A 13,654-nucleotide genomic window follows, 5' to 3' on the forward strand; every position below is an offset into this window, starting at 1 on the left:
TTTGATTTTGAGTTTGCTGTTGAGTATGTTACGCTGTTGTTGTATGAGACATATGATCAGTAGTTTGACTATTTTACGTGTTGGTGAATGTTTTTTTTATCCAGCAGAAGCCGGCATACGAGATCTATTACGATCTCGTGGGCACGGACATTTTTACAATTGGTAGTGGCCCGGCTCGCTCCGCGACAACCTGCGCTCGCCGCTGCCGCGAGCCGCCGTCGAGACGTTCCTGGCGATCTACTCCCGGCCCTCCATCAGCTGGGACGACCTGGCCTGGCTGCGCTCGCGCACGCGGCTGCCGATCCTGCTCAAGGGCGTACTGCACCCCGACGACGCCCGGCGCGCGCTGGACGAGGGCATGGACGGCCTGGTGGTGAGCACCCACGGCGGCCGGCAGGTGGACCGGTCGATCTCGGCGCTGGACGCCCTCCCCGACGTGCTGGGCGCGGTCGCCGGCCGGGTGCCCGTGCTGCTCGACAGCGGCATCCGCAGCGGCGCCGACGTCTTCACCGCGGTGGCCCTGGGGGCGACGGCGGTGCTGCTGGGCCGCCCGTTCGCGTGGGGCCTGGCACTGGCCGGCGAGGACGGCGTGCGGCAGGTCGTCGAGGACGTCGTCGGCGAGTTCGACCTGACCCTCGGCCTGACCGGGCACACCGCCGTCGACCAGCTCAGCCCGGACATCCTCCGCCGCGTCGGCTGATCTGCGGCCGGCCGGGACGGGCGGAACCGTGGCGCCGGGCCCAGGATCGGGGCATGCCTGACGACGCGATCGGCCGCCGCCCCTGGGACCTGCTCGTCGTGGGCGCTGGCACCGCGGGGTTGATCGGCGCGCAGACCGCCGCGGCCCTCGGTGCCCGCGTCCTGCTGGTCGAGCGCGACCGGTTCGGGGGCGACTGCCTCTGGACCGGCTGCGTCCCGTCCAAGGCGCTCCTCGCCGCCGGGCACGCCGCCGCCGACGCGCGGGCGGCCGCCCGGTACGGGGTGCGAGCCGACGGGGTCACCGTCGACGCCCCGGCCGTGCTGGCGCACGTGCGGCGGGCCATCGCCGCGATCGAGCCGGTCGACTCGCCGGACGCCGTCCGCCGGTCGGGGACCCGGGTGACGGCCGGGACGGTCCGCTTCACCGGACGGGGGTCGGCCGAGATCGACGGGCGCCGCGTGCGGTTCCGCCGGGCCCTGGTCGCCACCGGGTCGGCGCCCACGCTCCCCGACCTGCCGGGGCTGGCCGAGGCGCGACCGCTGACGACGGACTCGTTCTGGGACCAGGCGGACCTGCCCGAGCGGCTGGCCGTGCTCGGCGGCGGCACCAGCGGGTGCGAGCTGGCCCAGGCGGTGGCCCGGCTCGGGGTGCGGGTGACCGTGGTCGAGACCGCGGACCGCCTGCTGGGCGGTGAGGACCCCGATGCCTCGGCCGCCGTGGGTGAGGCCCTGGCCCGCGACGGCGTGCAGGTCCGCACGGGCACGGCGGTGATGCGCGTCGAGGACCGGCGCCTCGTGCTCGCCGATGGCGGCGACGTGGGGTTCGACCGGTTGCTCGTGGCCACCGGGCGCAGGCCGCGCACCGCCGGGCTCGGGCTCGACGCCGCCGGGATCGACGTCGACGAGGGGGGCGCCGTGGTCGTCGACGCGGCCCTCCGGACCTCGAACGCCCGGATCTGGGCGGCCGGCGACGTCACCGGCCACCCGCAGCTCACGCACCTGGCCGGCGTGCACGGGAGCCTGGCCGCCGGCAACGCCGTCCTGGGCCTGCGGCGCACTGTCGACCTCTCCGCCGTCCCCCGCGTGACCTACACCCAGCCGGAGGTGGCCTCGGTCGGCGAGCCCACGTCGGACGTCGGCTCCGGCCGCACGGTCCTGACCCGCCGGCTGCGCTCGGCCGACCGGGCGATCGCGGAGCAGAACACCGACGGGTTCAGCCGGCTCGTCGTCGACGGCCGCCACCGGGTCCGCGGTGCGACCGTGGTCGGTCCGCGCGCCGGGGAGGCGCTGGCCGAGCTGACGCTCGCGGTGACGAAGGGCCTGACGACGTCGGACCTGACCTCTGCCATCCACCCCTACCCCACCTACGCCGATCCGCAGTGGAACGCCGCGATCGCCGACGCCCGGGGACGGCTGACCCGGCCGGCGGCGCGCGCGGTGATCGGGGCACTGCTGGGGGCGCGCCGGCTGTCCGCCGTCCTCCGGCGCGACGGCTGACGGGGCCGACCCCGGGCCGGCCGCTGGGGGCGCGGATGATGATCAAGTGACTGCACCATCCCTGCGCGCCCAGCTGTTCCGCCGCAAGCCGGTGGCGGCACTCGTCGCCGAGAGCGAGGAGGGCGGCGGCCTGGCCCGCCGCATGGGCCTGGTCCCGCTCATGTGCCTGGGCATCGGTTCGACCATCGGCACGGGCATCTTCTTCGTGCTGAGCACCGCGGTGCCCGAGGCCGGGCCCGCCGTCGTCGTCTCCTTCGTGCTGGCCGCGATCACCGCCGCGCTCACCGCGCTCTGCTACGCGGAGCTGGCGTCGTCCATCCCGGCCGCGGGCTCGTCGTACACGTACGCGTACGCGACCCTGGGCGAGATCGTGGCGTACGGCGTGGGCTGGTGCCTCGTGCTCGAGTACGGGGTGAGCTCCTCGGCGGTGGCGGTCGGCTGGAGCGAGTACCTCAACCAGCTGCTGTCGGACACGATCGGCGTCCGCATCCCCGACGCGCTGTCGGCCGCACCCGGCGCGGGCGGGTGGATCAACCTGCCGGCCCTGGTCCTCGTGCTGATGTGCGCCCTGCTGCTGGTGCGCGGGGTGCGGGAGTCGGCGCGGGCGAACGTGGGAATGGTGGTCGTGAAGATCGCCGTGCTGCTGCTGTTCACCGTGATCGCGTTCACGGCTTTCGAGTCGGGCAACTTCACGCCCTTCGCGCCGATGGGCATCGCGGGGATCAGCATGGCGGCGTCGTCGATCTTCTTCTCCTTCATCGGTTTGGACGCCGTCTCCACCGCGGGCGAGGAGGTGCGGGACGCGCGGCGCAACCTGCCGCTGGCGATCATCGGCGCGCTCGTCGTGGTCACCGTCGTCTACCTGCTGGTGGCGCTCTCCGCGGTCGGCGCCCAGTCGGCCGAGGGCTTCGAGGGCCAGGAGGCGGGCCTGGCGGTGATCCTGGAGAACGTGACCGGCTCGCGGTGGCCGGCCATCCTGCTGGCCGCCGGGGCCGTGGTGTCGATCTTCTCCGTGACGCTGGTGACGATGTACGGCCAGACCCGGATCCTCTTCTCGATGAGCCGCGACGGCATGGTGCCGGCGTTCTTCAGCCGGGTCGACGCCCGCCGCCGGACGCCCGTGCGCGGCACGGCCGCCGTCGCCGTCTTCGTCGGGGCCCTGGCCGCGTTCGTGCCGCTGGACTTCCTCATCGACCTGACCAGCATGGGCACGCTGGTGGCGTTCACCGTCGTCTCGGTGGGCGTGATCGTGCTGCGCCGGATCGCCCCGGACCTGCCGCGCGGATTCCGGGTGCCGGGCTACCCGGTCGTGCCGGTGCTGTCGATCGCCTTCTGCGCCTACCTGATCACCGGGCTGTCGGGCGTCACGTTCGCGCTCTTCGCCGGATGGCTGACGCTGGCCGCCGTCCTGTACGTCACCTACGCCCGGAAGCACTCGACGCTGAGGAACGACATCCCGGCGTCCTCTTGACGGCGCGGTGTGGCCTGGCTCACAGTAGGACCCGGGCGGGGGCAGCCGGGAATCATTGGCTATCCATCGCTGGGTAGACCGACCAACGCGGCCAGACCGTCAGAACCGGCCCCCCGCCCCCACAACGACGCACGAGGGCCCGCACCCGGCAGGGTGCGGGCCCTCGTCACGTGCCGCCGTGGGGGACCGGCCCAGACGACGAAGCGGCCCCGCACTTCCGTCGAAGTGCGGGGCCGCTCGGTGTCTCAACCAGACGTGCACCCGAAGGGATTCGAACCCCTAACCTTCTGATCCGTAGTCAGATGCTCTATCCGTTGAGCTACGGGTGCGGATGTTCAGTTGTGTCGTGCGCGGAGGCTCCGGGATTTGAACCCGGGATGGGGATTAACCCAAACCGCATTAGCAGTGCGGCGCCATAGACCGGACTAGGCGAAGCCTCCCGGGGTCCGAGTTCCCTCGTAACCGCCGAGAAGAGAGACTACCAGCGCCCTCGCGCGGCTCCCAGCGGGGGTCCGCCCCCTTCGCCCCTCCCCCCGCGAGAGGTCAGGCCGCGACGGGCTCCCGGGGGACGACGGCGCCGCGCCGACCGCGGCCGGGCACCAGGGTGACGACGACGGCCGCCGCGGCGCCCAGGCAGGCCAGCACCAGCGCGCCGGGCACCCCCGCCCCGGTCTCGATCAGGGCACCGCCGAGGGCCGCACCGATCGCCGAGGCGCCGACGGTGATGGTGGACAGCCAGGTGAAGGCCTCGGTGGTGGCGTGCACCGGGGCGAGCGAGCCGACCAGCGAGCTCTGCACGGTGAGCGTCGGCGCGATCACCGTCCCGCCCAGGAAGAGCAGCACGCCCAGCGCCCACGGGCTGGAGATCCAGGCCAGCGGGGCCAGGCCGATCGTGACGCCGAAGAGCAGCCAGCGGTACTGCCGGGGCAGCGACGCACTCATCACGCGGGCGCCGAACCAGAGGCCGCCGGCCACCGAGCCCAGCGACCAGACCGCCAGCAGCAGCCCGGAGATGCCGGGCGAGCCGTTGGAGTCCGCGAACGCCGGGATGGCCACCTCGAGGGCGCCGAAGCCGAGCATCACGGCCGAGCCGCTGAGCAGCACCCGGGGCATGCCCGGGGCGAGGACGGTGGTGAACAGCCCCGTGGACGCGGCCGGCGCGGGCACCCACGAGCGGGCCGCCCCGGCGACGCCGAGCGCACCGGCCACCGCGAGCACGCCCGCGACGGCGACCGCCCACGCCGGCTCGGCCAGCACGGCCAGGGTGGCGACGAGCGTCGGGCCGACGACGAAGACCAGTTCGGTCGCGGTGGCGTCCAGCGCGTAGGCGGTGGTGCGCGAACGCGGGTCGGTCCGCGACCACAGGGCGCGCACGGTGCCCGAGACCAGCGGCGTGCTGGCGCCGGTCAGGGCGGAGGCGGCGACGACGGCGACGTCGGGCGCACCGCCGAGGGTGACCGCGACCAGCAGCGCGAGCAGCACCGGGTAGAGCGCCGACTGCGCGAGCAGGATGCGGCGCGGCCCCCTCCGGTCGGCGAGACGGCCGAGGAGGGGCGCCATCCCGGCCGACGCGATGCCAAGGCTCGCGGCCGCGAGGCCGGCGATCGCGTAGGAACCGGTCTGCTGCTGCACCATGAGCAGCAGCGCGAGCGGCACCATGGACGACGGAAGGCGCCCGGCGAAGCCGGCGAGGAGGAGCACCGGGGCGGAGGGAAGCCGCCAGACGGTGAGGTAGGCACGCACGCGGGAACTCGTTTCGCACTGCAGGGAGGGGAAGGGTAGGGGGTCATCTGCCGTTGACCACCTACAGGGCCCCACAGTAGGGATTGGACGGTAGCGAGTCAATTGAACTATGACACCTACGGGTCGACCGCCGTCGAACTGGCCATCGACCTGGCCAATGCCGACCTCGAGCCCGACGACGGCGTGTCGCGGTTCCTCGCGTCGCACGACGAGTGGTTCACGCCCGGGACGTCGCTGGACCTCACCCCGGCCGACGCGCGCAAGGCCGCGGACGCCGCCCTGATGGTGCGCGCGGTGGCGCTGGCCGAGTCGCAGCCCGACGTCCTCACCCGGCTCAACGAGCTGCTGGCCCTCGCCCGGCCGCGCCCCTACGCCACCGACCACGACGGCGAGCTCCACCTGCACTACGCGCGCCCGGACGCGCCGGCGCTGGAGCAGCTGGCGACCACGGTGGCGATGGGGCTGTCGCAGGTCGTCGTGCAGCACGGCTGGCAGCGGCTGGGGGTCTGCTCGGCCGAGGGCTGCGACGACGTCTACGTGGACACCTCCCGCAACGCCAGCCGCCGGTACTGCTCCAACACCTGCGCGAGCCGCTCGACGGTCGCCGCCTACCGGGCCCGCCAGAAGTCCTGAGCCCGCCGGCCGCTCTTGCGGAGGTCTTGCGGATCGCTGCGCACGATCGTGCGGCTGCGGAGGGACGGTCGGGGTGATGCGGGGTGGACCTCCCACCCCGGCAGCACCGAGAGGAGGACCCGCCGTGTCGATCCGCAGGAGAACCGTCGAGGGCGGCCTCGCCGTCAAGGTCGTCGCGACCCTGGTCGTGATGGGCAGCGCCGCCGCCATCGCCGGCCTGGGCACCTTCGGTGCCTTCACCAGCAGCACCACGCCCGTGGACCAGTCCGTGCAGTCCGGCGTCCTGTCCATCGCGCTCGACGGCGTGAACGCCTCCCCCGCCCTGCCCATCTCCATCGACGGACTGCAGCCGGGCACGTCCTCCAGCGTTCCGCTCGACGTGCGGAACGCGGGCACCGTCGGCTGGGCCACGGTGACGTTCGATTCCTGGGCCACCGTCTCCAGCCGCCTGGACACCGACACGGCGAACGGGCTGCAGTTGGGCCTCCGGTCCTGCTCGGAGCCGTGGACGCCGGCGGGCGACGGCGCCTACACCTGCGGCGGGACGGTGATCGACCTGTACGCGGGGCCGATCGTCACGACGACCGGCCTGGCCGGCGTCGCGAATCTGCACGCGGGGCAGGTCGACCACCTGCTGCTCACCACCGCCCTGCCCAGGGGTGCGGGCAACACGCTCAAGGGCCTGTCGAGCGAGCTGGAGTTCATCCTGACGGCCACGCAGCGCGCCGGAGCCGCCCGCTGATGGAGACGCTGCTTGCCCCCGGCCTGGGGGTGCTGGTCCTCGGGCTGATGGCGGTCCCGCAGTGGCTGCTCCCCCGGGTGAGGCGGACGGCGAAGCGGGGACGCCGTCAGCGCTGACCCCTCCGGGTTGCACGGGATCGGCGGGCGAGCCGCGCTCCACTAGCGTCGGAGCGTGCGCTCTCCCCGGGACCTCGACGCGCGACTCCACTCGTTCGTCGGGTCCCTGCCGACCACCCCGGCCGACCGCTGGCTACGCCGCCTCTCCGCCCTCGCCGACCACGGCAAGCTCTGGTTCCTGATCGCGGTCGTGCTGGGCAGCCGCCGGGGACCGCTGCGCCGGGGTGCGGTGCGGGGCATCGGCTCGATGCTCTTCTCCAGTGCCGTGGTCAACGTCGTCCTCAAGCGGATCTTCGGCCGGATGCGCCCGGACCTGGAGAACCTCCGCACGGAGCGCCGGCTGCGGCGCGAGCCCGGGAGCCTGTCCTTCCCGAGCGGGCACTCCAGCTCGGCGGCGGCCTTCGTCACCGGTCTGGCGCTGGAGAGCCCCGCCGCGGGCGCCGCGCTGGCCCCGCTCGCGCTGGGTGTCGGCTACTCACGGGTGCACGTGGGCGTCCACTACCCGGGCGACGTCCTCGCTGGGCTGGCCGTCGGCGGCGCGGTCGCCGCGGCCGGTCAGCACTGGTGGGCCCGCCGGCCGGTGCGACCGGCCCGCGTCCGTCCCGCCTTCGCCGCGCCCGCGCTGGCCGAGGGCGCGGGTCTCGTGGTGGCGGTCAACCCGCGCTCCGGCCCCGACGACTACGACCCGGCGGCCGACATCCGCCGGCTCCTCCCCCGCGCCGAGGTGCTGGAGCTCAGCGAGGAGCGCGGCGTCGCCGAGCTGCTCGGCGAGGCAGCCACCTCCGGCCGCGCGACGGCGCTGGGCGTGGCCGGCGGCGACGGCAGCGTCGCGGCGGCCGCCGCCGTGGCACTGCAGCACCGGCTTCCGCTGGCCGTGATCCCGGCGGGCACGCTCAACCACTTCGCTCGCGACGTGGGTGTGCACACCCCGCAGGACGCCGTCGACGCCGTGCTGGCCGGGCAGGCGGTGCGGGTCGACGTGGCCGAGGTGAACGGGACGCCGTTCCTCAACACCTCGAGCATCGGCGCCTATCCGGAGATGGTCCGCCGCCGCGACCGCATGGCCGCGAAGCTCGGCAAGTGGCTGGCGCTGAGCGTGGCCGCCGCGCAGGTGCTGCGCACTGGGAGACCGGTGGAGCTCGAGGTCAACGGCCGGCGGCTGCGCACCTGGATCCTGTTCGTCGGCAACTGCACCTACACCCCGCGGGGCCTCGCCCCGGCGTACCGACCGCGGCTGGAGGATGGGCTGCTCGACGTCCAGTACCTGCGGGCCGACCTGCGCTTCGGCCGCACCCGCGCGGTGCTGGCCACGCTGCTCGGGGTGAGCGAGCACGCCCGCAGCTACGGCCACTTCGCCGCCGAGGAGGTGCGCGTCGTCGTCCGATCGGGCCCGGAGCGGGTCGCCTACGACGGCGAGATGGGCGCGGCGGCCACCGAGTTCCTGTACCGCAAGCGGGAGCCGCTCACCGTCTACTGCTGCCGCACCCGCTGACGCCGGCTCCCCCAGGTCAGCCCGGCGTGCAAAAGCACGCCGATCGCGGCGCCCGTTCCGTTCGTGACGACGTCGACCGGTGTGGCGTCCCGCCCCGGCAGCAGGAACTGCGCCGCCTCGACGGCCACCGACGCAGCGACGCACAGCAGCCAGACCAGGATCCGGCTCAGCCGCGGCAGCGCGTAGCAGAGCAGCAGGCCGAACGGGACGAAGAGCAGCACGTTGGCCGCGCGCTCCACGTCGCCGGTGGAGATCCAGTCGAGGCCCTGGACCATGCGGGCCTCGGCGGCCGCGCGCGTGAAGAGCGCACCCGGTGAGGCGCCGAGCGTGACCGACGCCAGCACCACCAGGTAGGCCACCAGCCCGACAACGGCGACCCGACGGCTCATGGCGCCCGACGGTAGTGCCCCGGTCGTCGCAGCCCGCTCAGCCCGCCCCGGACGGCGGCTCCGGAGGCGATCCCCGGCGTGGGTGATTGCCAGATGGATCTTCCGGGCAGTGCACCCCCGATTCCCCCGTGACATCGAGGAAAGAGGTCACCATGCTCGTTCGCCGGATCGCCCGGCCCCTGCTCGCCACCCCCTTCATCTACGGCGGCATCAGCACCCTGCGCAAGCCGCAGGACCGCGTGCCGGGCGCTCGTCCCGTCGTGGAGAAGATCGCGGAGACCGCCGACAAGCAGCTGCCGGTCGAGGTGCCCCGCGACGTCGAGCAGTACGTCAAGGCCAACGCCGCGCTGCAGGTCGGGGCCGGCGCGCTGCTGGCCCTCGGCAAGTTCCCGCGGCTGACCTCCCTGGCCCTGGCCGGGTCCACGGTGCCGACGACGCTCGCCGGCCACCGGTTCTGGGAGGAGGACGACCCCAAGGTCTCCTTCGAGAAGATCGCCCACTTCGTGAAGAACCTGGGCATGCTCGGCGGCCTGCTGCTGGCCGCCGTCGACACCGAGGGCAAGCCGTCGGTCGGCTACCGCACGCGGCGGGCGGCGAAGAGGGCCGCCGACGCCACGGAGAAGAACGTCGAGAAGGCGCAGAAGCGCGCCGCGAAGGCCCAGAAGCAGGCCGAGAAGCGTCTGAAGAAGGCCTCCCGCTGAGCACACCGCTCCCGCCCGCGGCCGCGCTCCGGAGGATCGCCTTCCTCCTGGAGCGCGCCCGTGAGGCCAGCTACCGCGTGAGTGCCTACCGCACCGCCGCGGCGGTGGTCGACGCCCTCGACGAGGCGCAGCTCGACCTGAAGATCCGCACGAACACGCTCAAGGACCTCAAGGGCGTCGGCCCCAAGACCGCGGCCGCGATCGCCCAGGCGCACAAGGGCGAGGTGCCCGAGTACCTGCTCACGCTGGAGCAGGCCTACGCCGACCAGCTGCCCGCCGCCGACGACGTCGCCGCGTTCCGGGCCGCGCTGAAGGGCGACCTGCACGCCCACTCCGACTGGTCCGACGGCGGCAGCCCGATCCGCGAGATGGCCGAGGCCGCGATCGCCCTGGGCCACGAGTACCTCGCGCTCACCGACCACTCCCCCCGGCTGACCGTCGCCAACGGGCTGAGCCCGGAGCGGCTGGAGAAGCAGCTCGACGTTGTCGCCGCGCTGAACGAGGAGCTCGCGCCGTTCCGGATCCTCACCGGCATCGAGTGCGACATCAACGTCGACGGCTCTCTCGACCAGACCGACGAGCTGCTGGGCCGGCTCGACGTCGTCGTCGCCAGCGTGCACTCCGACCTGCGGGCGCCGCGCGCGCAGATGACCGAGCGGATGCTCGCCGCCGTCGCGAATCCGCACACCGACGTCCTGGGCCACTGCACCGGGCGGCTGGTGATCGGGCGCAGGCAGCGCAACGGCGAGCAGAAGCCGCGTCCGGAGAGCGAGTTCGACGCCGAAGCCGTGTTCACGGCGTGCGTGGAGAACGGCACCGCCGTCGAGATCAACTCCCGCCCGGAGCGGCTGGATCCACCGCGGCGGCTGCTGAGCCTGGCCGTGGAGCTCGGCTGCGAGTTCGCCATCGACACCGACGCGCACGCGCCCGGCCAGCTCGACTGGCAGTACAACGGCTGCGAGCGGGCCATCGAGTGCGGCGTCCCGGTCGAGCGGGTCATCAACACCAGGTCGGCCGACAACCTGCTGGCGGGCCTTACCTGATCGCCGCCCGGCCCGCCCGGTGGAAGATGATCTTCCACCGGAAGGCGTGACGTCGGACCCCGCGCGTTGGACGCAGCGTGACGATCAGGCTAGAAATGGCTGGTCGTGCAGCAGGTTCAGCGTTATCGATCACGCTGCGTGACCGGACGATCGTGGCGACGGCCACGTCCGCGACGGACGGCACCTGGGCTCCAGCCGTAATCCGTCGGGGACTCGTCCGTTCAGCAAGTAGATCCACATCGGGGGCAGTGATGACCCGCCGGGCGCCACAACTGGTCGCCATTGCCCGGCGGCGAGCGAGAGGCGAAACCGGGCCCGCCTGCCACGAGGAGACCAGGAATGCCGGACGGCACCGTCGCCGAACTGTTCCGCGAAGGCCGCGCACCGCGCGCCCCGCGGGTCAGCGTCGTGATCCCGACGTACAACGAGGCCCGGAACCTGCCGCACGTGTTCAGCCTGCTCCCGGCCGACCTGCACGAGGTCATCCTCGTCGACGGCCACAGCGTCGACGACACCATCGCCACGGCCCGCTCGCTGCGTGCCGACGTCCGGGTGGTCCACCAGAACCGCCGCGGCAAGGGCAACGCCATGGCCTGCGGTTTCGCCGAGGTGACCGGCGACATCGTCGTCATGCTGGACGCCGACGGCTCCGCGGACCCGCGCGAGATCCCGCGCTTCGTCGAGGCGCTCACCTCCGGCGCGGACTTCGCCAAGGGCTCGCGGTTCATCAACGGCGGCGGCAGCGACGACATCACCCGCATGCGGGCGTGGGGCAACCGCTGGCTGAACCGGACGGTGAACGTTCTCTTCGGCACCCGGTACACCGACCTCTGCTACGGCTACAACGCCTTCTGGGCGCACTGCCTGTCGGCCCTGGCCCTCGACGTGGCCGACCGCGGCAGCTCCGGCCGCCTGTGGGGCGACGGCTTCGAGATCGAGACCATCATCAACACCCGGGTCGCCAAGGCCGGCCTGCGCATCGTCGAGGTGCCCAGCTTCGAGTTCGTTCGCATCCACGGGCAGAGCAACCTCAACACCTGGCGGGACGGGTTGCGCGTGCTGCGCGCCCTGCTGGTCGAGCGGGTCAACGGCACCGGCCGCGCCGCCCGCCGTCGCACCTCCATCGACGTCGCGGCCTCCACGGCCGCTCCGGCGGTCACCCCTGGCGACGAGCAGGCCGCCGCCCGCCTGGCGGGCGTGCGGTCGGCCTGAGCCCCGGCCCGGGCCGGACCCGCCTCGCGCGGCGGGCCGGTCCGCCGGCCCTCGTGGCCTCCGCCACGGTGGTCGCGCTCGACCAGGTCCTCGCCGCCGGTCCCTGGCCGACCGTCGTCGAGGGGCTGCTCGACGAGCCGGCTCATCTGCTGACCGCCGCCGTCCTGCTGGCCGCGCTCGCTCCGGGCGCCAGGGCGCCGGTGGTCGCCGGCGCGCTGACGGGCTCGGTGCTGATCGACCTGGATCACGTGCCGCTCTACCTGTGGAACGCGACGCCGCCCGGCGACGGACGGCCGGTCACCCACTCCCTCGCCACCGCCCTGGCACTCGTGGCGGTCGCGCGGCTCCTCCGGGGCCGCGCCCGTGGCGTGCTCACCGGCGCCGGTGCCGGCGTGCTGCTGCACCTGGTGCGCGACCTCGCCTCCGGGCCTGGGGTGCCGCTGCTGTGGCCGGTCACCGCCACGGGCGCGCACGTGCCCTACGCCGTGTACGCGGGGGTGCTGGCCGGGGCGACGGGCGTGGTCGTGGTCCGGTGGCTGGGGAGCGGAGCGCTCAGCGGGGCCGGCGGGTGGCGAGCCACCAGCGGCGAAACCGGTCGCACGAGCAGAGCGCGCAGTCGGTGCCCTTGCGGTAGTGCTGGTGCGCCTGCCGGGCGTGCCCGCAGCCGCAGGTCGGCCCCTTCCGCCCCCGCGCGGCGGGCGACGGCACCGCCGGCCGGGGAGCGTCCGGCGTCCGGTCAGGAGCCGGGGGGTCGGAGAGGGTGAGCAGGCGCGCGGCGCTTCTCCCGGACATGCTTCCCACCCCCGTCTGGCGTCGCTGCCGTGGCACCCGGACCGGGCGTCTGGGAAACGGTAACCCCGTCCGCGGCCCGGCTAGGAGCAGCGCGCCGCCGGATGTGGAGGACGGTGCAGGTGGGTCCCTTGTAGCGTTCGGAACATGACGGCGCCCTCCTCCCCCGTTCGCGAGCCGGGGCGTTGAGCACCTCCTCGCCGTCGGTCTCCGTCGTCGTCTGCGCCTACACGACCGAACGCTGGGACGAGATCTGCGCGGCCGTCGAGAGCCTCCGCGCGCAGACCGCCCCCGTCACCGAGGTCGTGCTGGTCGCCGATCACGCGCCCGAGCTGCTCGACCGGGCGCGCGCCGCATTCCCCGACGTCCGATGCATCCCCAACGAGGGTCCGCAGGGCCTGTCCGGAGCTCGCAACACCGGCGTGCAGCGGACCACCGGCGACGTCGTGGCGTTCCTGGACGACGACGCGAGAGCCGCCCCCGACTGGATCGAGCGGTTCCTCGACGCCTACCGGGACGACGACGTCATCGGCGTCGGCGGCCGGGTGGTGCCCGACTGGCGCGCGCCCCGGCCGACCTGGTTCCCCGACGAGTTCCTGTGGGTGGTGGGCTGCAGCTACACCGGCCTGCCCACCGAGCGAGCCGAGATCCGCAACCCGATCGGCGCCAACATGTCCTTCCGGCGGTCGGCGTTCGACGCGGCCGGCGGCTTCGACACCGCGATGGGCCGGCTCGGCAAGGACGCCGCCGGGTGCGAGGAGACGGAGTTCGCCATCCGGGCCCGCGCCGCCGTGGCCGGTGGGCGGGTCGTGCTGGAACCGGCGTCGGTCTGCTTCCACGCCGTGACGCCGCAGCGCACCACCCGCGCCTACTTCCGCACCCGCTGCCGCGGCGAGGGCCGGTCCAAGGCGATCGTCAGCGCCCTGGCCGGCAGCGAGGCGGCGCTGTCCACCGAGCGCACCTACGTGCGCCGGACGCTGCCCGGAGGCGTGCTGCGCGGGCTCCGGGCGCTGCTCACCGGTGACCCCTCCGGCGCCGCCCGCGCCTGGGCGATCGTCGAGGGCACCCTCTTGACGGCGGCCAGCTACGCCCTCGCCCGCCGCCGGACCGCTCCCGGGAGCTGAGGG

Annotated in this window: 13 protein-coding genes and 2 tRNA genes; 11 read left to right on the plus strand and 4 right to left on the minus strand. The window is 73.7% G+C overall.

Translation table 11 applies throughout. From position 1 onward, the window contains the following. The first annotated feature begins 202 nt into the window (after positions 1–202). Genes C5508_RS03270 through C5508_RS03280 form a run of 3 tightly spaced genes read left to right on the plus strand, consistent with a single transcriptional unit; the run spans position 203 to position 3,667 of the window. A complete protein-coding gene (locus C5508_RS03270) occupies positions 203–700 on the plus strand; it encodes an alpha-hydroxy-acid oxidizing protein (protein ID WP_269801749.1) in 498 nt (165 codons plus the stop codon). A 53-nt stretch (positions 701–753) separates the two neighbouring features. Continuing rightward, positions 754–2,196: a dihydrolipoyl dehydrogenase family protein gene (locus C5508_RS03275; RefSeq protein WP_104523528.1), complete on the plus strand. Its 1,443-nt coding sequence runs from the start codon at positions 754–756 to the stop codon at positions 2,194–2,196. A gap of 46 nt (positions 2,197–2,242) precedes the next feature. Beyond that, on the plus strand, positions 2,243–3,667 hold the full coding sequence (locus tag C5508_RS03280; RefSeq protein WP_104523529.1) for an amino acid permease: 1,425 nt from the start codon (positions 2,243–2,245) through the stop codon (positions 3,665–3,667). A gap of 256 nt (positions 3,668–3,923) precedes the next feature. Here C5508_RS03280 and C5508_RS03285 read toward each other — a convergent pair. From C5508_RS03285 to C5508_RS03295, 3 genes are all read right to left on the minus strand, one after another. Next, a tRNA-Arg gene (locus tag C5508_RS03285) sits at positions 3,924–3,996 on the minus strand. A 22-nt stretch (positions 3,997–4,018) separates the two neighbouring features. Then, positions 4,019–4,107: transfer RNA gene (locus tag C5508_RS03290), tRNA-Ser, on the minus strand. 103 nt (positions 4,108–4,210) lie between these two features. Continuing rightward, complete coding sequence (locus C5508_RS03295; protein ID WP_104523530.1) at positions 4,211–5,410, minus strand: MFS transporter; 1,200 nt, start codon at positions 5,408–5,410, stop codon at positions 4,211–4,213. Between the two features lie 102 nt (positions 5,411–5,512). On the opposite strand from C5508_RS03295, the gene C5508_RS03300 reads away from it, so the two are divergent. The 3 genes from C5508_RS03300 (at position 5,513) to C5508_RS03310 (ending at position 8,393) form a co-directional block, all read left to right on the plus strand. Beyond that, positions 5,513–6,043: a CGNR zinc finger domain-containing protein gene (locus C5508_RS03300; protein ID WP_104523531.1), complete on the plus strand. Its 531-nt coding sequence runs from the start codon at positions 5,513–5,515 to the stop codon at positions 6,041–6,043. 124 nt (positions 6,044–6,167) lie between these two features. After that, complete coding sequence (locus C5508_RS03305) at positions 6,168–6,785, plus strand: hypothetical protein (RefSeq protein ID WP_104523532.1); 618 nt, start codon at positions 6,168–6,170, stop codon at positions 6,783–6,785. Positions 6,786–6,956: 171 nt separating this feature from the next. Continuing rightward, positions 6,957–8,393 carry a phosphatase PAP2 family protein gene (locus C5508_RS03310; protein WP_104523533.1) on the plus strand — a complete coding sequence of 479 codons (1,437 nt, stop codon included), beginning with the start codon at positions 6,957–6,959 and terminating at the stop codon, positions 8,391–8,393. Here C5508_RS03310 and C5508_RS03315 read toward each other — a convergent pair. Then, entirely contained in the window at positions 8,372–8,782 is a 411-nt protein-coding gene (locus C5508_RS03315; protein ID WP_157943944.1) for a VanZ family protein, read from the minus strand. The two genes, C5508_RS03310 and C5508_RS03315, sit on opposite strands and share 22 nt — an antisense overlap. Positions 8,783–8,934: 152 nt before the next feature. Here C5508_RS03315 and C5508_RS03320 point away from each other — a divergent pair, with 152 nt between their 5' ends. From C5508_RS03320 to C5508_RS03340, 5 genes are all read left to right on the plus strand, one after another. Then, the gene (locus C5508_RS03320; protein WP_104523535.1) at positions 8,935–9,483 is read left to right on the plus strand and encodes a DoxX family protein; all 549 of its coding nucleotides are present in this window, start codon (positions 8,935–8,937) and stop codon (positions 9,481–9,483) included. After that, positions 9,480–10,526 (plus strand): PHP domain-containing protein, encoded by a 1,047-nt coding sequence (locus C5508_RS03325; protein ID WP_104523583.1) that lies wholly within the window; start codon positions 9,480–9,482, stop codon positions 10,524–10,526. The genes C5508_RS03320 and C5508_RS03325 overlap by 4 nt, the downstream gene beginning before the upstream one ends. A gap of 339 nt (positions 10,527–10,865) precedes the next feature. Further along, positions 10,866–11,738, plus strand: a complete 873-nt coding sequence (locus tag C5508_RS03330; RefSeq protein WP_104523536.1) for a glycosyltransferase family 2 protein — start codon at positions 10,866–10,868, stop codon at positions 11,736–11,738. 53 nt (positions 11,739–11,791) lie between these two features. Next, positions 11,792–12,502: a metal-dependent hydrolase gene (locus tag C5508_RS03335; protein WP_113684636.1), complete on the plus strand. Its 711-nt coding sequence runs from the start codon at positions 11,792–11,794 to the stop codon at positions 12,500–12,502. A gap of 210 nt (positions 12,503–12,712) precedes the next feature. Then, complete coding sequence (locus tag C5508_RS03340) at positions 12,713–13,651, plus strand: glycosyltransferase family 2 protein (protein WP_104523538.1); 939 nt, start codon at positions 12,713–12,715, stop codon at positions 13,649–13,651. The last annotated feature ends 3 nt before the right edge of the window (positions 13,652–13,654 follow it).

It is taken from the genome of Blastococcus atacamensis, from assembly GCF_002938425.1.
Classification (GTDB): Bacteria; Actinomycetota; Actinomycetes; order Mycobacteriales; family Geodermatophilaceae; genus Blastococcus; species Blastococcus atacamensis.